We start from the raw sequence: 21,980 nt of genomic DNA on the forward strand, positions 1-21,980 counted from the left end.
CCGCCGATGGCCTCCCTGGGGGACGGGGTGGGGACTTCTGTACTCGGGACTCAGTGGATGATGCCGGTGCGCAGGGCCACGGCGACCATTCCGGCGCGGTCGCCGGTGCCGAGCTTGCGCGCGATCCGGGCGAGGTGGCTCTTGACGGTCAGTGCGGACAGGCCCATCGAGACGCCGATGGCCTTGTTGGACTGGCCCTCCGCGACCAGTCTGAGCACCTCGACCTCACGACCCGACAGCTCGCGGTAGCCGCCCGGGTGGCTCGGGGTACCCGGGGGGCGACGGTGGGTGCGGGAGGCGGCGCCGAGCTGGGCCGCGCCGGGACGGCCCGGCAGTCCGACGTTGGTACGGGTGCCGGTGACGACATAGCCCTTGACCCCGCCCGCGAGGGCGTTGCGCACGGCGCCGATGTCATCGGCCGCGGAGAGGGCGAGCCCGTTGGGCCAGCCCGCGGCGCGGGTCTCGGAGAGGAGGGTGAGCCCGGAACCGTCGGGCAGATGGACATCGGCCACGCAGATGTCGCGCGGGTTGCCGATGCGGGGACGGGCCTCGGCGATGGACGAGGCTTCGATGACGTCGCGTACGCCGAGCGCCCAGAGGTGCCGGGTGACCGTGGAGCGCACCCGGGGGTCGGCCACGACGACCATCGCGGTCGGCTTGTTCGGACGGTAGGCGACCAGGCTTGCGGGCTGCTCAAGAAGAACGGACACCGGGCCTCCTGTGGTGGGGGAGAGGAGCGGAACGGTCCCGGCCGGGGAAGAAGCCGGGCGAACCGTGCCGACAAGGTCGAAATGAATGTCGGCAGCACGCCGGGAGTCCTTTAGGGGATGATCACGAACGAGGGAGGAAAAAACAGAATGATTAGGACGAGTTTTCGATCACGAAGAGATCGGAACGAGAACTCGAACGAATCAGGTCCCGCGTGTCATCCGTTCGTGAACGACGTCATGTCTTCCCCTACTGGTCCGTAACCGATCCGTAATCGTCAGCCACTGTGTGCCGAGGCGCACTGACGAGGCGCACTGACAAGGCGCACTGACGAACCCGCCGCCGGAGCCACCGCCCCGCCCACCCGTCCTCAGGAGCGCGGGCCCCTGCGCTGCGGCAGTGAGACCACCGCGGCCTCCCCCGGACCCGTCGCCGGGGGGAGCCCGGCGACCTGCGAGAGCAGCTCGCACCACGCCGCGAGGTGCGCCGTCGTATCGGGCACGCCGCTCGGCGACTCGCGCGGGGTCCAGGAGGCGCGGATCTCGATCTGCGAGGCGGCGGGGCGCTCCCGCAGGCCGCCGAAGTAGTGCGAACTCGCCCGCGTCACCGTGCCGCCCGCCTCCCCGTACGCGAGGCCCCGCGCGGTGAAGGCGCCGGTCAGCCACGACCAGCACACCTCGGGGAGCAGCGGGTCGGCGGCGAGCTCCGGCTCCAGTTCGGCGCGGACGAGCGTGACCAGGCGGAAGCGGCCCTTCCACGCCTCGTGTCCGGCGGGGTCGTGGAGCAGCACAAGCCGCCCGTCCGCGAGATCCTCGTCCTCGCCGTCGGCGACGGCGGCCTCCAGCGCGAACGCCCAGGGGGCGAGGCGTTGCGGGGCGCGGGTGGGGGACAGCTCGATCTCGGGGCGTGGTCGCGCTGCGCGCAACGCCGCGACGGCGGCGCCGAAGTCCGCCGGGGTCTTCTGGGGGTCCGTAGCGTCAGGCGCAGCAGGCATGCGGCGAAGCGTATGCGCTTTCGCGCGGGGGGATGGGGGGTGCTCGCCGTGTGGCGGAAGGTTTGGCCCGAAGTCGGGGCCGCCGCGCGGGGCTCCGCCCCGGACCCCGCTCCTCAAACGCCGGAGGGGCTGGATTATGGGGCCCGCCCCATGCCCCGCTCCTCAAACGCCGGAGGGGCTGGAAGGGGTCCCCGGAGGGGCTGGGATGGGCGGCTCGGGGGGCGTGGGAAACTTTCCGCGTGAGTGCCAACGACATGCCGCCGTCCCCCTCCCTCCGCGACTCCGTCTTCCTCAAGGCGTGTCGGCGTGAAGCCGTTCCTTATACGCCCGTGTGGTTCATGCGGCAGGCCGGGCGGTCGCTGCCCGAGTACCTCAAGGCGCGCGAGGGCATCCCGATGCTGGAGTCCTGCGCGCGTCCTGAACTCGTCGCCGAGATCACGATGCAGCCGGTCCGGCGGCACAAGGTCGACGCGGCCGTCTACTTCAGCGACATCGTCGTGCCGCTCAAGGCGATCGGAATCGACCTCGACATCAAGCCCGGCGTGGGCCCGGTCATCGCGGACCCCGTCCGCACCGAGGCGGACCTCACGCGTCTGCGCCCGCTCGTGCCCGAGGACGTCTCCTACGTGACCGAGGCCGTCGGCCTCCTGACCGCCGAACTCGGCGCGACCCCGCTCATCGGCTTCGCGGGCGCGCCCTTCACCCTCGCGAGCTACCTCGTCGAGGGCGGTCCCTCGCGCAACCACGAGCGCACCAAGGCGCTCATGTACGGGCAGCCCGAGCTGTGGGCCCGGCTCCTGGACCGCCTCGCCGACATCACCACCGTCTTCCTCAAGGTGCAGATCGAGGCGGGCGCCTCGGCCGTGCAGCTCTTCGACTCCTGGGTCGGCGCGCTCTCCCCGGCCGACTACCGCCGCTACGTCCAGCCGGCGAGCGCGAAGGTCTTCGCCGCGGTCGCCGGATACGGCGTGCCGCGCATCCACTTCGGGGTCGGTACGGGCGAGCTGCTCCACGACCTCGGCGAGGCGGGCGCGGACGTCGTGGGCGTGGACTGGCGCGTCCCGCTCGACGAGGCGGCCCGCCGCGTCGGCCCGGGCAAGGCGCTCCAGGGCAACCTGGACCCGGCGGTGCTCTTCGCCGGCGAGGCCGCGATCCGCGAGAAGACGACGGAGGTCCTGGACGCGGCCCGCGACCTGGAGGGCCACATCTTCAACCTCGGCCACGGCGTGCTCCCCACGACGGACCCCGGCGTCCTGACGGACCTCGTCGCGGACGTGCACGAGCGCTCGCGGCGCTGAAGACGGGGCGGGGCGGCCTCACGAGGAGGACGCCCCACCACGCCCTCGCTCACCCCGCCGCCCGCACCGCCTTGACCGCCTTGCGGGCCGCGACGAGCACCGGGTCCCACACCGGCGAGAACGGCGGCGCGTAGCCCAGGTCGAGTGCCGTCATCTGCTCGACCGTCATCCCGGCCGTCAGCGCGACCGCCGCGATGTCCACGCGCTTGCCCGCGCCCTCGCGGCCGACGATCTGCGTGCCCAGGAGCCGCCCGGTGACCCGCTCGGCGAGCATCTTGACCGTCATGGGGGTGGCCTCGGGGTAGTAGCCCGCGCGGCTCGTCGACTCGATCGTCACGCTCACGAACTGGTACCCGGCGGCGGCCGCGTCCCGCTCACGCAGCCCCGTACGCCCGATCTCCAGCTCGCACACCTTGCTCACCGCCGTGCCCACGACGCCCGGGAACGTCGCGTAGCCGCCGCCGATGTTGGAGCCGATGACCTGGCCGTGCTTGTTCGCGTGCGTGCCGAGCGCGATGTGCCGGGTGCGCCCGGCGAGCAGGTCCAGGACCTCGACGCAGTCGCCGCCCGCGAAGATCTCCTCGTGCCCGCGCACCCGCATCGCGAGGTCCGTGAGCAGCCCCCCGGCCGGTCCGAGCGGGAGGCCCGCGGCGCGCGCGAGATCGGTCTGCGGGCGGACCCCGAGACCGAGCACGACGACATCGGCCGGGTACTCCGCCTCGTCGGTGCGCACCGCGTTCACGTGCCCGTCGTGCCCGGTGCCGAGCGCGGTCACCGCCGTCCCGTTGACCATCGTGATGCCCATGCCGCGCATCGCCTCGTCGACGAGCGCGCCCATGTCCGGGTCGAGCGTCGTCATGGGCCGCGGCGCGTGGTTGACGACGGTCACCTCGTAGCCGCGCCGGATCAGCGCCTCGGCCATCTCGACGCCGATGTACCCGGCCCCGACGACGACGGCGCGCTTCCCGCGCGCCCGCCTCAGCGTCGCGAGCAGCCGTTCGCCGTCGTCGAGCGTCTGCACGCCGTGCACGCCGGGCGCGTCGATGCCCGGCAGGTCCGGACGCAGGGGCGCCGCTCCGGTCGCGATGACCAGCTTGTCGTACGAAGTCCAGTACTCGCCGCCCGAGTCCAGCTCGCGCGCCCGCACGCGCCGCCCCTCGACGTCCAGTTCGGTCACCTCCGTCCCCGTGCGCAGGTCGATGTCGCGGGCCCGGTGCTCCTCGGGCGTCCGCGCCACGAGGTCTTCCGGGCCCGCGACGTCTCCGCCGACCCAGTACGGGATGCCGCAGGCCGAGTACGAGGTGTGCCGCCCGCGCTCGAAGGCGATGATCTCCAGCTCGTCCGGGCCCTTGAGCCGGCGCGCCTGCGAGGCCGCCGCCATCCCCGTCGCGTCGCCGCCGATGACGACCAGTCGTTCACTCATGCGGGCAGGCTACGCGGCGTGATCAGGGGCGCGCGGAGGGCTCGGTGTTCGAGCCGGGGACGTCGGAGGCGGGGGGTGCGGGCGTGCCTTCGGCATCGGGGGTGGCCGCGGGGTCTCCCGTACGCACTCGCCGTCCCCGTACGAGCCTGCGGGCCGCCCAGGCCGCGAGCAGTACCACGGCCGCCACCGCGAGGAACGGCAGGAGGGCGCCGAGCACGACGCCGATGACGCGCACGGTCGCGGCGAGCGCGTGCCAGCCGCCGGCGAGCGCGTCGCCGAAGTTCGCGTCGCCCTCCTTCTTGTGCTCCTTCTCGGCCGGGGGCTCGGGGCCTTCGACGGTGAGGGTGAGGGTCGAGAGCGCCGTACGGTCCGCAAGCCCCGCCTGCTGGGCGAGCAGCGACTCCAAGTCGGCCTCACGCGTGCTGAGTTCGCTCTCCAGGGCGGTCACGTCGGTGATCTTCGTGGCGTCGTCCATGAGCGCCCTGATCCGGTTCACGCTCGCGCGCATCGTCCGGACCCTGCTGTCGATGTCGACGACCTGCGAGGACACGTCCTGCGAGCGCACCTCGTCGCTGAGGAGCTTGCCGGGCCCGTCCGCGAGCCTCCGGTGCACTGTGTCGAAGGAGCCGACGGGCACGCGTAGCGTGAGCCGGGAGCGAGCGGGTCCCCCGCTGGCGCCCGTCGTGGTCTCCTCGCTCACGAATCCGCCCGCGTCGGTGGCGGCGGCACGCGCCCGGTCCGCCTCCTCGGCGACGTCCGCGACCCGTACCCGCAGGGTGGCGGTACGGATGAGGTGCAGGCCCTTGGGCGTGGGGGCGTCCGCCTTCGCGGTCGTCCCGGCGCCGCCACCGGACTTCGCACCGTCCGTGCCGGTCCGCGCACCGTCCGCCCCGCTCGCGCCGGCCCGCGCACCGTCCGCCCCGCTCGCGCCGGCCTGAGCCCCGTCCGCCACGGCCCGCTTCTCGTTCGAGCCGTCCGCGCTGTCGGCGCCGCCGTTCGCGGAGCAGCCGCCCAGCACGAGCACGGCGGTGAGCGGCAGCGCGAGCAGCGCGAGCAGCCGGGCGCGGCCCGCGCCGTACCGCCCGTGCCCGGTGTCCGTCCTGCGTGTCGTCCTCATACGTCCCCCTCGTCCACGGGCCCCGGTGGCGGGGCTTTGTTTCCTGGACGGAGAAGGGCGCCGCGGCGATCGGTCCGCGCGATACCGAAGCGGTCACGAGGGGGACACGGGACGGAAGCGCGGCACCGCGGCGCGCGCCCCCCGCGCCCGCCCCCACAAGCCCGACCCTCCCGCCGCCCGCTGTCCGTACGGTGAGAAAGTGGACCCATGAGCGAAGTCCCCAGCAGCATCCCCGTCTCCGCCACTTCCTCACCGTCCCCCGGCCTGCCCGCGCCCGGTACCGCTCCCCGCCTGCTCGTCCTCGGCGGCGGGATCACCGGTCTCGCCGCGGCGCTGCACGCGCTCGACGCCGGTGCCCGCGTGACGCTCGTGGAGGCCGCCGCTCGGCTCGGCGGCAAGCTGCGCTCCGGCGAGATCGAGGGCGTACGGGTCGACCTCGGTGCCGAGTCGATGCTCGCCCGCCGCCCCGAGGCCGTCGCCCTCGCGCGCGCCGCCGGGCTCGGCCACAAGCTCCAGCCGCCGAACACGGCGAGCGCCTCGCTGTGGACGCGCGACGCGCTGCGCCCGATGCCCAAGGGACACGTCATGGGGGTCCCCGCCGAGGCGGGGAGCCTCGCGGGGGTGCTCTCGGACGAGGGGCTGCGGCGGATCGACGCGGAGGCGGAGCTGCCGCCCGAGGAGCTGGGCGACGATGTCGCGATCGGCGAGTACGTGGCGCGCCGCCTGGGCCGCGAGGTCGTCGACCGGCTCGTGGAACCGCTGCTCGGCGGGGTCTACGCGGGCAACGCGTACCGCATCTCGATGCGCGCCGCCGTACCGCAGCTGTGGAGGACCGTCCGGGAGCACCCGCGGCTGACCGACGCGGTGCGCGCCGCGCAGGCGAACGCGGCGAACGGCGCGGGCGGCAAGCAGCCGGGCGGCCCGGTCTTCCAGGGCCTCAAGGGCGGTCTCGGCACGCTGCCGCTCGCGGTGGCCCGCACCGTGCGCGACCGGGGCGGCGAGATCCGGACCGGCACGGCGGCCGAGGAACTGCGCCGCACCCCCGAGGGCTGGCGCGTCGTCCTCACCGACGGCAGCGTCCTCGAAGCGGACGCGGTCGTCCTCGCGCTGCCCGCGCCGCGCGCCGCGCGACTGCTCGACGCGGAGTCCCCCGCGGCGGCGGCCGAACTGCGCGCGGTCGAGTACGCCTCGATGGCGCTCGTCACGCTCGCGTACCGCCGTGCCGACACGGCCGCGCTGCCCGCGGGGAGCAGTGGCTTCCTCGTCCCGCCCGTCGACGGGCGCACGATCAAGGCGTCGACGTTCAGCAGCCAGAAGTGGGCGTGGGTGGAGGAGGAGAACCCCGAGCTGCTCGTGCTGCGCACCTCGCTCGGGCGGCATGGCGACACCGCCGACCTCGCGCGCGACGACGCGGAACTCGTGAGCCTCTCGCGCCGCGACCTGCGCCTCGCCACGGGCCTCGACGCGCGCCCGGTCGCCTCCGTCGTGACGCGCTGGAACGACGGCCTGCCGCAGTACCCCGTGGGCCACCAGAGCCGCATCGCGCGCGTACGCGAACACGTCACGAAGCTCCCGGGCCTCGCGGTGTGCGGCGCGGCGTACGACGGGGTGGGCATCCCGGCGTGCGTGGCGAGCGCGCGGGCGGCGGTGGACGGGTTGCTGCGCACCGTCGCGCTCCCGGAGGCGAAGCCGACGCCATCAGGCAGCCCGGGTCGGACGGCGGAAAGTGAGGAAGGAGAATAGAGGGCATGAGTGCTGCTCCCGAGAAGATCCCCAACGCGGGTAAGAAGGCCAAGGACCTCAACGAGGTCATCCGCTACACCCTGTGGTCCGTCTTCAAGCTCCGCGACGTGCTGCCCGAGGACCGGGCCGGGTACGCCGAGGAGGTCCAGGACCTCTTCGACCAGCTCGCCGCGAAGGACGTCACCGTGCGCGGCACGTACGACGTCTCCGGGCTCCGTGCCGACGCCGACCTCATGATCTGGTGGCACGCCGAGACCTCGGACGCGCTCCAGGAGGCGTACAACCTCTTCCGCCGCACCCGCCTCGGCCGTGCCCTGGAGCCGGTGTGGTCGAACATGGCGCTGCACCGCCCGGCGGAGTTCAACAAGTCCCACATCCCGGCGTTCCTCGCCGACGAGAACGCGCGCGCCTACGTCAGCGTGTACCCCTTCGTGCGCTCGTACGAGTGGTACCTGCTGCCCGACGAGGAGCGCCGCACGATGCTCGCCGACCACGGCAAGATGGCCCGCGGCTTCCCCGACGTGCGCGCCAACACCGTCGCGTCCTTCTCGCTCGGCGACTACGAGTGGATTCTCGCCTTCGAGGCCGACGAACTGCACCGCATCGTCGACCTCATGCGCCACCTGCGCGCCTCCGAGGCCCGCCGCCACGTCCGCGAGGAGGTCCCCTTCTACACGGGCCGCCGCCGCTCGGTGAGCGAACTGGTGCAGGGCCTGGCCTGAGATTCCGCCGCAGGGGCCGCTGAGCGGCGCCCCAGCTTGCCGAAGGCCGCACCGGATCACGTCCGGCGCGGCATGTGAAGGCCCCGCCCGGGGGAGGGGCGGGGCCTTTGCGCGTGGGGGCTTCGCGCTTGGGGGCGGGGCGCGTGGCGTGGGGGAGACCCTTAGGGGGTGGTCGAACGGATCACCTAGGGGTTCGATGGGCCCCCTGTGATGGGCCAAAACTCCCGGCGGGGAGGGGTGGTTCCCGGTGGAGAGGGGATTCCCTCGAACGGGGGAGTCCCGTCCCAGCCGGGAAGCCTGTGGCGCGCCAAAGTTCCTCCGCCCGAGGTGCTGTCCGGCCGGAGGCGGCCGACTGTCGGCCCAGCCGTCCGCGTCCGGCCGTGGGTGCCCAGCCGTCCGCGTTCAGCCGTCCGCATCCGGCCGCCCGCGTCCGGACGCAGGCGGGGTCCAGCCACCCACCCCCGCTCCCTCACCTCTCCCGCAGTGCCTCCCGCGCCCTTCCCACCACGCTGCCGCTCTCCTGGGTGTCGGCCGCCGTGCCGTTCTGCGGGTTGTCCGCCGCCATGTCGCTCTCCGGTCCGTTCGTCGCCGTGCCGCCTGTCCGGCCGTCGGCCGCGGGGGGAGTGGCCGGCTTCGGTTCCTTGTGGGGGGCGCAGTCCAGGGTGCCGTTCCCCGGGACGCGGCCCGTCAGGAGGTACGTGTCGACCGCCGCGTTGACGCAGTCGTTGGCGCCGCCCGCGATGCCGTGCGTGCCCGCGCCGCGTTCCGTGACGAGGGCCGCGCCGCCGAGGCGACGGCGCAGTTCGAGGGCTCCCTCGTACGGCGTCGCGGCGTCGCGCTCGGCGGCGAGGATCAGTGTCGGGGGCAGGACGCCGGGCCGCACGCCGATGTCCAGCGGTCGCTGGCGCGGGGCGGGCCAGGAGGCGCAGGGGAGGTTCATCCAGGCGTTGTCCCAGGTCTCGAAGGGGGCGACCGAGGCCAGGCGCGTGTTGTCCCTGTCCCACGTCGCGAAGTCGGTGGGCCACGCCGCGTCGTTGCACTCGACGGCCGTGTACACCGCAGTCCCGTTCTCGTCCTCCTTCGCCGCCGCGGCGGTCGGCGGCGCGGCGAGCTTCAGGAGCGGCTTGTCGTCCTTGCCGACGACGAGCCGCGAGAGCACCTCGGCGCGCGAGACCCAGTAGTCGTCGTAGTACGCGGCCTTGAGGAACGCGGCCTGGAGCTGCGCGGGGCCCACCCTGCCGCCCGCCGGGTGCGCGGCGAGGCGCTCGCGCACCTTGTCGTACGCGGCCCGTACCGCCGTGCCGCTCGTGCCGAGGTGGTAGACGTCGTCGTGGCGCGCGATCCAGTCGGTGAAGTCGTTCCAGCGCCGCTCGAAGGCGAAGGACTGATCGAGGTTGTTGCGGTACCAGATCTGTTCGGGATCGGGATTGACCGCCGAGTCGAGGACCATGCGCCGCACGTGCCCGGGGAAGAGCGTCGCGTACAGGCCGCCGAGGTACGTGCCGTACGAGGCGCCCATGAAGTTGAGGTCCTGCTCGCCGAGCGCCGCGCGCAGCACCTCCAGGTCGCGCGCGTTGTCGAGCGAGGTGTAGTGGCGCAGCTTCGCGCCCGCCCGCTTCGCGCAGCCCTTCGCGTACGCCTCGGCGCGCGCGAGCCGGGCCCGCTTGTACGCCTCGTCCGGCAGGGCGGGCGAGGTGTCCGGGGCCTTCGCGTACTCCTTCGGGTCCTGGCAGCTCAGCGGCGCCGAGCGCCCGACGCCGCGCGGCGCCCAGCCCACGAAGTCGTAGGCGGCGGCGAGCTTCTTCCACTCCGGGTACGCGCCGAGCAGCGGGAAGTACATCCCCGAACCGCCCGGCCCGCCCGGGTTGAAGAGCAGCGCGCCCTGCCGCTTCGTGCGCTTCCCGCCCGCCTTCGCGGGCGCCCCCGTCGCCGCGATCCGGCTCACGGTGAGGCGGATCTGCTCGCCGTCCGGGTGCGCGTAGTCGAGCGGCACCTCGACCGTCCCGCACTTCACGCTGCGCGGCATCTGCTCCACGGCGGGGCAGGCGCCGAAGGTGATGCCGCGCGCGGCGGCCCGCGCGACGCTCGTACCGACCCCGGCCGGCTGGCCGGCGGCGGAGGGCGCGGGCGAAGGCGCGCGGTACGAGGGGGAGCGGTACGAGGGCTGCGCGCCCGCCGGGGCCGCGCCGAGGCAGCCGAGCAGGAGCGAGCCGGCGGCGGCCGGGACCAGGACGTACCGGGGTGCGGGCCTGCGGGGGATTCTCATACGGGGCGATCCCTTCCGCCGCCACGGCTTGGCGGGCAGCGGGACGAAGAAACGATAAAAGGGATAATTCGTACGAGAAGGGGCGAAGTAAAGGACCGCCGCTCCGTGTCGGAGCGACGGTCCCGGAGGGAGCGCGAGTGCGGGCGGCCGCTCAGGCCACCGTGCGGACCGTGAGCGCCGCCCGGAACTGCGGCTCGTGCACCGCCCGCAGGCCGTGCACCGCGAGCGCGAGCGCCTCGTGCCCGGCGGCCCCACGCACCGCCTCCGTGCCGAGCGGCGTCGCCCAGCGCCCGTACGGGGCGAGGTCGATGCGCGCGATGACGAGGCTGCCCGCGCCGAGCAGCAGCGGCAGCCCGAACCAGCCCGCCACCTCCGCCGTCGAGTGCCCGGCGTGCGGCAGGAACAGGAGCGCGACGAGCCCGGCCGCGAACACAGCGAGCACCGTGCGCCGCAACTGCCGCAGCGCCCCGGCGACGAGCGACCGGATCTCCGCGGGCACGGCGAGCCGCGCCGCGCCCAGCCGCTCTCCGAGGGCCCGCACCTCCGCCGAAGCGGCCACCGCCGTGCGCAGTTCGGCGACCGGGAGTTGCAGCCCCGGGCCGAGCGCCCCGAGCACCGCGCCCTCCAGCGCGTCCGCCGGGCGGTCCGCGACGGCCGTGGCCCAGCCCGTGTGCGCGAGGAGCAGCCGGCCGCGCCGCGCCATCGCCACGAGCGTCACCTCCGCGACGCGCGCCGGGCCGCCGACGAGGAACGCGGTCTCGGCGAGCCCGAGCGAGCGCGCCACGGGATCACCCCGGCCCGCGGTGAGCCGGAAACGGGGATCGGCGGCGCGCACCGCGGCACGGAAGAGCCGCGCACAGGCGACGGCGGAGGCCGCCGCGGCCAGCAACAGGACCGGTATCCACAACACACGCGCTTTGTAACGCTGTTGCGTGATTCATGCCATGACGACGCTCACAGCGGGGCGGTGACGTGCGGCACGCGGTGCCGGGTCCGCCGACGTCACGGGGCGGCGGGGACGCGCAGGGCCGCCACCCCGTGTCGTGCCGTCCGGTCCCTCACCGCCCCAGCAGCCTCCGCAGCCCTCCGCGCGGCGGCACCGGCCCCGAGCGGTCCGCGTGCCAGCGGGTGAGGGCGCGCCGGGTGCGGGCGGGCAGGGGCGGGTCCGCGTGCTCCAGTACGTGCGCGGCGAAGTCGAGCGCGTCGCGGCGGTGGCCGCCGGTCAGCGGCCGTGTCGTCGCGTACGCGCGAAACGCCGCCCGGTACCGACCGCCGAGCAGCCGCGGCAGCTCGGGCGCCACCTTGCCGACCACCTGCCCGCGCTTGCCCGCGAGCGCCCCCGCCTGCACCGCGAGGCGCTCCGCGTCGAAGCCGGCGGGCGCGGGGCCGCCCGCGACGAGCGCGGCGAGCAGCGCGTACTGCTCCTCGGCGAGGCGCGCGCGGGTGGCCTCGGGGACGACCGCGACGTCGGTACGGGGCACGGGGCCGCTCCCGCGCACGGCCGCCGCGCTTCCGCGCACCGTCTCGCGGATCGCCCGCAGCTCCCCCTCCAGCTCACCGGCCGGCGGGAAGTCGTCGTCCCGTTCGAGCAGCACCCCCGGGGGCTCGGCCCGCGCGCACAGCTCGCCGAGCAGCGCGAGGACCTGCGGCGGCACGGGGTGGGCGTGCGTGTCGTGCCACACGCCGTCGCGCAGGACACCGCCCGCGACATGCACGTACGCGAGCGCTTCGAGCGGTAGCTCGTCGAGCGCGCGCACCGCGTCCTCGCCGCTGTTGACCTGGTTCGTGTACAGGTTCGCGACGTCGATGAGGAGCCGTACGCCGGTCCGCTCGACCAGCTCGTACAGGAACTGTCCCTCGGTCAGCTCCTCGTCGGGCCACGTGAAGAGCGCCGCGATGTTCTCCACGGCGAGCGGGACGGGGAGCGAGTCCTGCGCGACGCGCACGTTCTCGCAGAGAACCGCGAGTCCTGCGCGGGTGCGCGGCACCGGCAGCAGGTGACCGGCCTCCAGGGCGCCCGCCCGTACGAAGGCGATGTGCTCCGTGACGAGCGGCGCACCCAGGACCTCTGCCCGCTCCGCGAGCGCCGCGAGCCGCCCGGGATCGGGCCGCTCCGCACCCCCGAGCCCGAGCCCGACCCCGTGCAGCACGACGGTCACGCCCCGCGCCCGCAGCCGCAGCAGCGACTCCGGTACGTGCCCCGGGCAGACGTTCTCCGCGACGGCCTCGACCCAGTCCACGTCCATCCGCTCCACGGCCTCCGCGATCTCGGGCCGCCACCCGATCCCGGCCCCGAGCCGCAGCCCCGCCCCCGCCCGCCCGCTCAGCTCCACGGTCATCCCGTCCCCCTCCCGTCGCACGTTCTCGCGAAGGGGTGATGACCGGCGGGGGAGCGGGTCAACCGTTCGGGGGACTTTCTCAGAGCTGGACTTGAGGTTGAGGGCGTCCGCCGCCGCGTCGAGCGGGCCTCGGCATCGTCCGCGCCGGGGAGCCCGCAGATCCGGTGGCGCTTCGGCGCTCCCCGGGGGTGGGACACTCCGCCGCATGAGCGACACGTACTGTCCGCGGTGCGATCTCGTCGTCGGCAGGGGTTGCGCCTGCCCCGAAGACGGCAGCGCCCCGGCGAAGACCCCGGAAAGCCGTCCGGTGCGTCAGGAATGGCGTCGGTTCCCCGGTGCCGCCATCCTGATCAAACGCGACGGGAAGGCGCACGTCCCCGGCGCTTGCGATCACATGACGGAGGACGACGTCCGGGCCCCGCGCTGGGGCTGGATTCTCGACCCCCGTCCGGGCACGTGGGAGCACATCGGCGAGGGCGGGGAGCCCGTGACGGCCACGGGCGGGAACACGGCCGCGCGGGCCACGAGCCGCTGTCTGCACTGCGTGGAAGCCCTCGGCTGAGCAGGACGCGCGCCCGCCCGCCGCACGCCGTCACCCCTCCCCCAGCACCGCCCCCACCGTCCGCCTCCCCACCCCCGCCATCAGCGGATTGTCCGCCGAGTGCGTGACGAAGACGAGGCCCAGGGCCAGGGCCCAGCCGCGGGCCCGTGTCCAGGTCGCCTCGTCCACCCCGCCGTGCGCCGCGCGGAACGTGTCGCGGTCGGCCTCGCGCGGGAAGAGCATCCAGGCCGCCGCGAGGTCTGTCGCCGGGTCGCCGCCGGTCAGGTCGCCGAAGTCGACGACGCCACTCAACTCCCCCTCGTGCACGAGGATGTTGGCCGGGTGCAGATCGCCGTGGAGCCACAGCGGCGGGCCCGTCCACTCGGGGGCCGCGAGCGCGCGGCGCCACACCTCGTACGCCGCGGGCTCGCCCAGCGCCGCCAGGTTCTCCGCCACGCCCGCCGCCCGGTGCGCGAGCGGTACGCCGCGCGCCGCGTGGACCGGTGCTTCCGGCGACGCGGGCGTGTGCAGCGCGCCCAGGAAGGCGCCGAGCGCACGCGCCGCCGCCCCCGGGTCGGCCGGTGGCGTGTGCGCCGCCGTCTCGCCCGGCAGGTACGGGACGACGCTCCACGCCCACGGATACCCGCACCCCGGCACACCCTCCCGTACCGGTGTCGGCACGGGGAGCGGCAGCCGCGCGGCGAGCGACGGCAGCCAGCGCTGCTCGTTGCGTACGAGACCCGCCGCCCGCGCGCGCCGGGGCAGCCGCACGAGATACGCAGTGCCCAATCGGCACACGAGGTTGTCCCAGCCGTGCGCGAGCACCGTGAGCGGGAGATCCGCGAGATCCGGATGCTGCGCGGCGAGCAGTCGCCGGATCAGCTCCGGCGGGAGCGGCACCTCGGCCGCGGGCATCGCGCGCACCGCTCAGCCCGCGAATTCCCGCAGGTCCGCGACCGCCGTCGCGGAGCCCGGCACGACCTCGGTGAAGCCCGCGTCGTGGACCACGGGGAGCCCGGCCGCGACGAGCGACCGCCACCGCTCCTCGTCCGCCGTGCGTACCGCGAGCGGGAACCCGGCCTCCGCCCACGCGGTGCGGCGCTTGTCGTCCAGCTCCCACCACGCGAGCTGCACCGCGTGCCCCGCCTGCGCCATCGTCTTGCCCGCCGACATCTCCACCCCGGGGTTGAGCCACACGACGGGGACACCGGGGGCGGGCGCGGCGGGCGGCTCCGGGTCGCTCAGCTCCGTCCCCGACACCTGGAGCTTCGCGAGGTCCTTGGGCCAGCCGTCGAGCGGGATAGGCGGGTAGACCCGCACCTCGGCGCTCCCGCCGCGCAGCGTCAGCCCCTCCAGCGCCTCGGCCCGCCGCCACTCGGAGCCCCGCGCCCGCCGTACGACCTTGCGGATACGGGCGTCCTGCCAGTCCCGTACCGCCCCGGCCCACGGCCCCTCGCCCACCGAGCGCGGGTCGGAGAGCAGCGCGAGCACCGCGCGGGCCGCCGTCTCCAGCGCGTCGGTACGGGCCGGGGGCGCCGTCTTCTCCAGGTGCAGCACGAGCGGGAGGACGAACTGGGGGGCCTCGTCGCGGGGCGAGCGGGTCTCGGTGAAGGGCGGGGGAGGGAAGTCGCTGCTGGTCACGTCCCCCAGTCTGCCAGGGGCCCGCCACCCCGCTGCCGGAGCCCGGGAAAGGCTTGGCGCACCGCGTGCGCCCCGCCATGATGGGGCGCATGAAGAGCGATCTGTTCGGTGCCGACTTCCTCGCCCAAGCCCCCGTCCCCGGCCTGACGGTGGAGAACCCCAAGACTCTCAAGTACGTCGTGCGGGGCGAGATGTTCGCGCGGCAGGGCGCCATGATCGCCTTCCGCGGCGATCTCCGCTTCGAGCGCAAGGGCCAGGGCATAGGGGGCCTCCTCAAGCGGGCCGTGACCGGCGAGGGTCTCCCGCTCATGTCCGTCGCGGGCAACGGCGAGGCGTGGTTCGCGCACGAGGCGCAGAACGTCTTCGTCGTCGAGATCGAGCAGGGCGACGAACTCACGGTCAACGGCCGCAACGTGCTGTGCTTCGACCCGAGCCTCGGCTACGAGATCAAGACGGTGAAGGGCGCGGGCATGACCGGCGGCGGCCTCTTCAACAGCGTCTTCTCCGGGCAGGGGAAGCTCGGCCTCATGTGCGAGGGGCACCCGCTCGTCATCCCGGTCGGCCAGGGACAGCCCGTCTTCGTGGACACCGACGCCGTCGTCGGCTGGAGCGCCCACCTCCGGACGAGCCTGCACCGCTCGCAGAGCGTCGGCTCGATGCTGCGCGGCGGCTCCGGCGAGGCGGTCCAACTGCGGCTCGACGGCGAGGGGTTCGTCATCGTACGGCCGAGCGAGGCGAAGCCGGAGCAGAAGTCGGGCTGAGGGCGGGGGCAGAAACCGAACGCCGCCCCGCTCCCCTCACCCCGAGCAGGCCGTCCGCTGCCCCTCCAGCCAGGCGCAGCGCGGGCACAGCGTGATCCCACGGTGCGACTCGGGGTACTCGCTCGGCTCCTGGCACAGCACGCAGGCGGCGCGGGGCTCCGCCGCCTCCCGTTCTTCCCCGGCCACCGCTCGGCCCGCCCCGTCCGCCGCCGTGCCGTCCGTCTCTTCCGTCACCGCTCAGCCCTCCCCGTCGTCCGCCGCCACCAGCGGCTTCGCGTCCCGCGCGAGCGCCGTGAGCCGTGAGATCGCGCGGAAGTACTTCTTCCGGTAGCCCCCGTTCAGCATCTCCTCGGAGAAGAGCCGGTCGAAGGGCAGGCCCGCGGCGAGGACGGGGACCTCGCGGTCGTAGAGGCGGTCGGCGAGGACGACGAGGCGCAGCGCCGTCGACTGGTCGGGCACCGGGGCGACCCCGGTGAGGCACACCGCGCTGAGCCCGTCCGTGAGCGCCCCGTAGCGGCTCGGGTGGACGCGGGCGAGGTGGCCGAGGAGGGCGGGGAACGCGTCGAGGCTCGCGCCCGGCGTCGCCTCGGCGACCCGTACCACCCGCTCCTCGGCGAACGGCGCGGGTGCCTCGGGCAGGCCCCGGTGCCGGTAGTCGTCGCCGTCGATGCGCAGCGCGCGGAAGTGGGCGGACAGGCCCTGGATCTCGCGGAGGAAGTCCTGCGCGGCGAAGCGGCCCTCGCCGAGCTTGCCGGGCAGCGTGTTCGACGTCGCCGCGAGCGCCACACCCGCCTCGACGAGCCGCGCGAGCAGCGAGGAGACGAGCACCGTGTCGCCCGGGTCGTCCAGCTCGAACTCGTCGATGCACAGCAGCCGGTGGCCGCTCAAGGTCGCGACCGTCTGCTGGAAGCCGAGCGCGCCGACGAGGTTCGTCAGCTCCACGAACGTGCCGAACGCCTTCTTCTCGGGCGGCGCGTCGGTCGCGTGCCACAGCGAGGCGAGCAGGTGCGTCTTGCCGACGCCGTAGCCGCCGTCGAGGTACATGCCGCGCGGGGCCGCCGGAGCGCTCGTACGGGCCTTGCGGCCGAACCACCCGCGCTTGCCGGTGGCCGCGGGCGCCGCGCCGAGCGAGGCCGCGAACGCGGACAGTTCCCGTACCGCCTCCGACTGGCTCGGCTGCTTCGGGTCCGGTACGTACGTGCTGAAGCGGACCGCGTCGAAGCGCGGCGGCGGCACCAGCTCCGCGACCAGCCGCTCCGGCGGGACGCGGGGCTCGCGGGCGCACAGTGACAGGGGCCGTGCCTCGGCTATGGGCGCGGGCGAGGGCGTAGGGGTCGACACAAATACCCAGCTTAAGCGCCGTGCGAGACTGCCGGTATGCGACGCCTGTTCCCCGTGACCGACCCGACACCCAACGTGACCGACGCCGATCGGGAGTGGCCGCTCCCCGAGCTGGCCGCGCTCTACGCGTACCCCGAGCCGCTGCCCGAGGGCGGGGTCCTGCGCGCCAACATGGTCACGACGCTCGACGGCGCCGCCTTCCACGACGGCCGCTCGCAGGGCATCTCGGGAGCGGCCGACATGCGGGTCTTCGGGGTGCTGCGGGCGCTTGCGGACGTCGTGGTGGTCGGCGCCGAGACCGTACGGCGGGAGGGGTACCGGCCCGCGAAGGCGCGTGAGGCCTTCGCGGAGGCGCGCGAGGCGGCGGGACAGGCGCCCGCCGCGGCGATCGCCGTCGTCTCGGCCTCGCTCGACCTCGACTTCACGATGCCCCTCTTCACCGCACCCGTCGTGCCCACCCTGGTCCTCACCGGGGCCGAGGCCCCCGCCGAGCGGGTCGCCGCCGCGCGGCAAGCGGGCGCCGAGGTCGTCGTCGCGGGGAGCGGCCGGGGCGCCGATCCCGTCCGCCTGCGCGCCGAACTCGCCGCGCGCGGCCTGCGCCGCCAACTCGCCGAGGGCGGCCCCCGCCTGCTGGGCCAGCTCATCGCCGCCGACACGGTCGACGAACTGTGCCTGACCGTCTCGCCCTTCCTCACCGGGGGCGACGCGAGCCGCATCGCCTACGCGGCCCAGGGCCTCGCGACCCCGGCCCGCATGCGCCCCGCCTCGATCCTCACGGAGGACGGCTTCCTGCTGACGCGGTACGTGCGCGAGACGGCCTGAGGCGCGGGACACGCGACGGGGCGGGCCGCCCCCGAAGGGAAACGACCCGCCCCGCGGCCCGCCCTGCGGCTCAGCGCCCCCTCACAGGTGCACCGCCGCCGTCACCACGAAGCCGCCCAGCGCCACGAACCACACGTACGGCAGCGTGCGGACCATGACCTGCTGCGGGCTCACGCCCGCGTACTGCGCGGCCCACACCGTCTGCGTGCTCGTCGGGTCGGCGACGCCGAAGACCTGGTTGTACGAGGCCGTGATGCCGAGCACCGCGATCGCCGGGTAGATCCCGGTCGCGATGAGCACGCCCGCGATGCCGGCCCCGAGCCCGTACACGTTGAGCGGGCCCCGGTACAGGCACAGCGGCACGAGCAGCGCGAAGACCACGACGAACAGGATCGGGTTCTCCGGCGTGACCGCCCGCACGAGCGGTTCGAGCGCGTCGATCGCGCCCGGCAGCTTCACCGCGGCGAGCAGGATGCCGATCGCGACGAACAGCGTCATCGGCGCGGCGGCGACCTCGAAGCCGCTGTAGAGCGTGCGCAGGAGGCGCTTGTTCATCTCGCCGGGGCGGGTCGTCGTCACGAGCGCGTACAGCACCCCCGCGAGCAGCGAGGGGATGATCGCGACGTCGAGGCCGAGCGCGAGCACGAGCGGGACCAGCGGTGTGAGCAGCGCGTACCAGGGGGCGTCGCCCAGCTCGGCGCGACGGCGCGCGGCCTTCGAGCGCGGCGCCTCGGTGCGGAAGGCCCACGCGTGCTCGACGCCCTTGCGCCGCGACTCGATCAGCACGAACATCACGGCCGCGAAGAGCGCGAACGGGAAGAGCTGGATCATGAAGTGGCGCACGTCGTGCACCGGCATGTCGAGCGCGCTGGAGAAGAACTGCCACACCGGCAGCTCGAAGGGCATCCCCGCGGCGATGCCCATGAGGACCGTTCCCGCCGCCGTGACCTTGGGGATGCCGACCGCGATCATCGCGGGGATGCCGATGATGCCCGCGAGCATCGCGGCGGGCGCCGAGCCGGTGACCGTCCCGATGAGCGTCGAGACGATCAGCACGCCGAGCGCGACGATCGTGGGCCGGTCGCCGCCGAACTCGACGATCTTGCGCACCAGCGTCCCCGCGATGCCCGTCTCGTCGAGGAGCTTGCCGAGCCAGGAACCGAGCAGGATCGCGATCATCGTCGCGGCGAGCGCGGGGGCGCCCTCCTGGAGCACGGTGTCCAGGACGCTGTTCTTGCCGGTGAGCGGCGCGCCCGAGACGAGCGCGATGACGACACCGAGGAGGACGAGCGCGAAGGCGGTGGGGAGCTTGCGGGTGAGCATCGCGACGACACCGGCCGCCATGATGATCAGGATGATGATGCCCATGACTTACTTCTCTCTGGCCGAGGGCGCCGGGGCGGGCACGTCGGCGGTGTAGGACGCGGCGAGCGCGGCGGACAGCAGGAGCGGGCTGCGGCCGAGACCGCGGACGGTGCGCGCGTAGGCGTGGGCGGCGAGCTCCTCGGCCCCCGCGACGTGCGCGGGGACGCGCAGCCGCCCCAGCCGCAGCGCGGTGTGCCCGAGCGCGTGCTTGAGCGCGGCCCGCTCGGGGCCGTGGTGGAGCCGCTCGTGCACCGCCTCGTGGGCGAGCGCGGCGGCCCGTACCGAACCGGCGGGGAACCACTGGCGCCACCCGTGCCGGGCCACGAGCCGCTCGGCGGCGGCGATCGCGTCGGTGTACAGCTCCACGGCCTGTGGCCGCGAGGTGTAGCGGGCGAGCAGCCCGCGCTCCAGGCCGCCCGTGCTCTCGACGACGTGCGCGGGAGCGGGCGAGGGCGTGCGCGCGAGCTCCGTGCCGAAGCGGTCGGCCGCCTCGGCCCAGCCCCGCAGCACGGCGGGGTCGCGGTGCGCGTGCAGCGGCAGCGAGGCGAGGAACCGGACCCCGTACTCGATGTCGTCCACGCGCGACAGGTCTTCGGTCGTCACGGTCATGAGCGCTCCTCCACCAAGGCCACGACCCGCTCGTCCGCGGGCCGCCCTTCCAGCTCCGTCCGCGCGAGCGCGAGCAGCGGCTGCGGGTCGAGCACCCCGGACAGGTCCGCGATGCGCGAGCCGATGAGCAGCCGCAGCGCCGGGGCACGCACCCCGCCGTCCCCGTACGCCGTGGACTCGTCCACGAGCGTCGCGAGGGTGTGCGCGGCGGCGCCCACGGTCGTCGTCTCGATCCGCGCGTCCGGCGCGTGCAGCCGTACGACGCCGTCCGCGTCCACGACCCGCACGGGGTGCTTGACGCCGCGCAGCCTGCGGTGCTTCTCGGCCCCGTAGACCGTGTACGCGTTCGTCCTGGCCAGCTCGCGCACCTCGCCCTCCGGCGCCTTCAGGCTCGTCGCCGCGAGGCGCAGCCGCTCCGCGTCGTCGGCCCGGTGCGCCCGGTCCTGGGTGCGCAGTTCGGTGGCACCCGTCGCGACCGCCCGCACCGTGTTGGTCTGCGGGTCCACGGTCACCTCGACCTCGACCGCGTCGGCCGCCGCGCCCTGCGCGATGACGGCCCGCTCGGCCTCGGCCCGTACCGCGAGGATGTCCTCCTGACCCGCGCCCGGGATGATCCGCTCGACCTGCTCGCGCACGAGCGCGAGCGCGACACCGATCGGGCTGATCACCTCGTGGTGGCGCGCGAGTCTGCCTTCCAGCCCGGTCACGGCCGCGAGGTGCGGCGTGACCGAGGCCGCGCCGCCGCCCCCGCCGACGAGCAGGACCGCGTCCTTGTCGAGCCGGTAGTCGGAGATCATCTTGTCCGCGACCTCGCGCACCCGCGCGATGCCCGCGTCCAGGATCCGCGTCGCCGCGCCGTCCACGTCGGTGCCGAGCGCGGCGGCGAGCGGCGCGAGCGCGGTACGGGCCGTCTCGCGGTCCGCGTGCGCGAAGTCGTCCTCGGGGACGCGGCCGAGCGCGTTCGCCGCGCACGTCATGGTGAGCGCGTAGCGCCCGCCCGCCGCGTCGATCACGACGTGGTCGTCCGCGTCGTCCGGCGTCGGGCGCATCGTGGCGAGCTTCGCGCCCGCCAGCTCCTCCGCTGCCGCGAAGCACGCGTAGGGGAGCCCCGCGATGTGCGCGCTGCGCGGTCCGACCGTGCTCACCCTGCCGTCGCTCACGCGCACCATCGAGCCGCCGCCCACCCCCACCGTGCGCACGTCGAGCGCCGAGAGGTACGAGGTCTTGCCGAGCAGTGTCGCGTGCCGTACCGCGACCTTGCCGCGCCGCACGACGCTGATGTCCGTCGACGTGCCCCCGGTCTCCAGGAACACGCCCTCGCTGACCCGCTCCTGCATGAGCGCGCCCGCGACCCCGGCCGCCGGGCCCGAGAGCACGGTGAGCAGCGGGCGGCGGCGCATCTCGTCGAGCGACATGACGCCGCCGTCGCAGCGCATCACCATGAGCGGCGCCTCGACGCCCGCCTTCGTGATCGCGGCGTCGACGAGGTCCGCGGTCGCGAACATGCGCGGCAGGATCGCGGCGTTGACGACGGCGGTGCGGGTCCGCTTCTGGAGCCCGTAGAGCGAGGTGATGTCGTGCGCGGCGGTCATCGGGACCCCGCGCGCGGCGGCGGCCTCGCGCACCGCGTCCTCGCCCTCGGGGCGGTCCACGCTGAACGGCTGGCTCGCGACGATCACTTCGGCCCCGGCCCGTACGACCTCGTCGACGGCGCGTTCGACCGCCGCGCGGTCGGCCGGGTCGGGGACGTGCGCGTAGCGGAGCGGGAAGTTCTTGCCGGGGATCAGCTCGGTCTTCGCGAGCGAGGCGAGGCGCTTGGTGAAGAGCGCGCCGGCGCCGCCGCCGAGCCCGATGAGCCCGACGGTCGCCACATCGCCCTCCAACAGGGCGTTGGTAGCCTGTGTCGTGCCGTGGGCCAGGAAGGACACGTCCTTGGCGGTGTGCCCGGTCTCGGTGAGCAGCTTGTCGAGCGCCGTCACGATGCCGTGCGCGACCCCGTCCTCGTGATGGTGGCTGGTCGGGACCTTCACCTGGCCGACGAGGGCGAGCGTCGCGCTGTCCACGGCGACGGCGTCGGTGAAGGTTCCGCCCACGTCGATGCCGACGCGGATGCGGTGGGTGGTCATGGTCTGGGCACCTCCTTGTGCTGGGTCGGCGCGTGCGTGGGCGGTGGGCCGGGCGGGACAGGTGGAGCTGTCCCGCCCGGCGGTCTCCGCCCCGGGCGGCCGGGCGCGCCGTCAAGCTTCCCGGGCCCGGTGGGGCTCAGCGGGCGGGGCGGCCGTCGTGGCCG

Annotated in this window: 20 protein-coding genes; 6 read left to right on the forward strand and 14 right to left on the reverse strand. The window is 74.6% G+C overall.

The genetic code is table 11. The annotated features are described in order from the left end of the window. Positions 1–50: 50 nt before the first annotated feature. Complete coding sequence (locus ACIP4O_RS18870) at positions 51–710, reverse strand: response regulator transcription factor (RefSeq protein ID WP_007820863.1); 660 nt, start codon at positions 708–710, stop codon at positions 51–53. A 368-nt stretch (positions 711–1,078) separates the two neighbouring features. Continuing rightward, complete coding sequence (locus ACIP4O_RS18875) at positions 1,079–1,702, reverse strand: DUF3000 domain-containing protein (RefSeq protein WP_361321834.1); 624 nt, start codon at positions 1,700–1,702, stop codon at positions 1,079–1,081. 254 nt (positions 1,703–1,956) lie between these two features. Between ACIP4O_RS18875 and hemE the strand changes: the two genes are divergently transcribed. Beyond that, positions 1,957–3,000, forward strand: a complete 1,044-nt coding sequence (hemE, locus tag ACIP4O_RS18880) for a uroporphyrinogen decarboxylase (protein WP_401576235.1) — start codon at positions 1,957–1,959, stop codon at positions 2,998–3,000. A 49-nt stretch (positions 3,001–3,049) separates the two neighbouring features. Here the strand turns inward: hemE and ACIP4O_RS18885 are convergent, their stop codons facing one another. After that, entirely contained in the window at positions 3,050–4,423 is a 1,374-nt protein-coding gene (locus ACIP4O_RS18885; RefSeq protein ID WP_401575730.1) for an FAD-dependent oxidoreductase, read from the reverse strand. A 22-nt stretch (positions 4,424–4,445) separates the two neighbouring features. After that, positions 4,446–5,540 (reverse strand): DUF4349 domain-containing protein, encoded by a 1,095-nt coding sequence (locus ACIP4O_RS18890; protein WP_401575732.1) that lies wholly within the window; start codon positions 5,538–5,540, stop codon positions 4,446–4,448. A 207-nt stretch (positions 5,541–5,747) separates the two neighbouring features. On the opposite strand from ACIP4O_RS18890, the gene hemG reads away from it, so the two are divergent. Both hemG and hemQ read left to right on the forward strand, forming a co-directional pair. After that, positions 5,748–7,283, forward strand: a complete 1,536-nt coding sequence (gene hemG / locus ACIP4O_RS18895) for a protoporphyrinogen oxidase (protein ID WP_401575734.1) — start codon at positions 5,748–5,750, stop codon at positions 7,281–7,283. Between the two features lie 5 nt (positions 7,284–7,288). After that, positions 7,289–8,005: a hydrogen peroxide-dependent heme synthase gene (gene hemQ / locus ACIP4O_RS18900; RefSeq protein ID WP_401575736.1), complete on the forward strand. Its 717-nt coding sequence runs from the start codon at positions 7,289–7,291 to the stop codon at positions 8,003–8,005. Positions 8,006–8,474: 469 nt separating this feature from the next. Here the strand turns inward: hemQ and ACIP4O_RS18905 are convergent, their stop codons facing one another. The 3 genes from ACIP4O_RS18905 to ACIP4O_RS18915 form a co-directional block, all read right to left on the reverse strand. Further along, the gene (locus ACIP4O_RS18905) at positions 8,475–10,271 is read right to left on the reverse strand and encodes an alpha/beta hydrolase (RefSeq protein WP_401575738.1); all 1,797 of its coding nucleotides are present in this window, start codon (positions 10,269–10,271) and stop codon (positions 8,475–8,477) included. Between the two features lie 151 nt (positions 10,272–10,422). Continuing rightward, entirely contained in the window at positions 10,423–11,181 is a 759-nt protein-coding gene (locus ACIP4O_RS18910) for a TIGR04222 domain-containing membrane protein (protein ID WP_401575740.1), read from the reverse strand. A 148-nt stretch (positions 11,182–11,329) separates the two neighbouring features. Further along, entirely contained in the window at positions 11,330–12,610 is a 1,281-nt protein-coding gene (locus tag ACIP4O_RS18915; protein WP_401575742.1) for a DUF692 domain-containing protein, read from the reverse strand. Positions 12,611–13,004: 394 nt separating this feature from the next. On the opposite strand from ACIP4O_RS18915, the gene ACIP4O_RS18920 reads away from it, so the two are divergent. After that, a complete protein-coding gene (locus tag ACIP4O_RS18920; RefSeq protein ID WP_401575743.1) occupies positions 13,005–13,172 on the forward strand; it encodes a hypothetical protein in 168 nt (55 codons plus the stop codon). Between the two features lie 30 nt (positions 13,173–13,202). Here ACIP4O_RS18920 and ACIP4O_RS18925 read toward each other — a convergent pair whose 3' ends face one another. Together ACIP4O_RS18925 and ACIP4O_RS18930 are read right to left on the reverse strand one after the other, a co-directional pair. Next, positions 13,203–14,066: an aminoglycoside phosphotransferase family protein gene (locus tag ACIP4O_RS18925; RefSeq protein ID WP_401575745.1), complete on the reverse strand. Its 864-nt coding sequence runs from the start codon at positions 14,064–14,066 to the stop codon at positions 13,203–13,205. 12 nt (positions 14,067–14,078) lie between these two features. Further along, positions 14,079–14,792, reverse strand: coding sequence for a peptidyl-tRNA hydrolase (locus tag ACIP4O_RS18930; protein WP_401575747.1), 714 nt, complete (start codon positions 14,790–14,792; stop codon positions 14,079–14,081). Positions 14,793–14,881: 89 nt separating this feature from the next. Here ACIP4O_RS18930 and ACIP4O_RS18935 point away from each other — a divergent pair, with 89 nt between their 5' ends. Next, on the forward strand, positions 14,882–15,553 hold the full coding sequence (locus tag ACIP4O_RS18935; RefSeq protein ID WP_401575748.1) for an AIM24 family protein: 672 nt from the start codon (positions 14,882–14,884) through the stop codon (positions 15,551–15,553). A gap of 36 nt (positions 15,554–15,589) precedes the next feature. On the opposite strand, the gene ACIP4O_RS18940 is transcribed toward ACIP4O_RS18935, so the two are convergent. Both ACIP4O_RS18940 and zapE read right to left on the reverse strand, forming a co-directional pair. Further along, a complete protein-coding gene (locus tag ACIP4O_RS18940; protein ID WP_401576263.1) occupies positions 15,590–15,787 on the reverse strand; it encodes a hypothetical protein in 198 nt (65 codons plus the stop codon). Positions 15,788–15,790: 3 nt separating this feature from the next. Next, positions 15,791–16,894 (reverse strand): cell division protein ZapE, encoded by a 1,104-nt coding sequence (gene zapE, locus ACIP4O_RS18945; protein ID WP_401575750.1) that lies wholly within the window; start codon positions 16,892–16,894, stop codon positions 15,791–15,793. Positions 16,895–16,930: 36 nt separating this feature from the next. Here zapE and ACIP4O_RS18950 point away from each other — a divergent pair, with 36 nt between their 5' ends. Beyond that, entirely contained in the window at positions 16,931–17,716 is a 786-nt protein-coding gene (locus tag ACIP4O_RS18950) for a dihydrofolate reductase family protein (protein ID WP_401575752.1), read from the forward strand. An 81-nt stretch (positions 17,717–17,797) separates the two neighbouring features. Here the strand turns inward: ACIP4O_RS18950 and ACIP4O_RS18955 are convergent, their stop codons facing one another. From ACIP4O_RS18955 to ACIP4O_RS18965, 3 genes are read right to left on the reverse strand one after another with little or no spacing between them, the layout of a single operon-like run. Next, the gene (locus tag ACIP4O_RS18955) at positions 17,798–19,084 is read right to left on the reverse strand and encodes a TRAP transporter large permease subunit (protein WP_401575754.1); all 1,287 of its coding nucleotides are present in this window, start codon (positions 19,082–19,084) and stop codon (positions 17,798–17,800) included. A gap of 3 nt (positions 19,085–19,087) precedes the next feature. Next, complete coding sequence (locus ACIP4O_RS18960; protein WP_401575756.1) at positions 19,088–19,690, reverse strand: hypothetical protein; 603 nt, start codon at positions 19,688–19,690, stop codon at positions 19,088–19,090. Beyond that, positions 19,687–21,816 (reverse strand): hydantoinase/oxoprolinase family protein, encoded by a 2,130-nt coding sequence (locus ACIP4O_RS18965; RefSeq protein ID WP_401575758.1) that lies wholly within the window; start codon positions 21,814–21,816, stop codon positions 19,687–19,689. Before ACIP4O_RS18965 ends, ACIP4O_RS18960 begins: the two co-directional genes overlap by 4 nt. Between the last annotated feature and the right edge of the window lie 164 nt (positions 21,817–21,980).

The organism is Streptomyces sp. NPDC088923 (assembly GCF_044749745.1).
Lineage (GTDB): Bacteria > Actinomycetota > Actinomycetes > Streptomycetales > Streptomycetaceae > Streptomyces.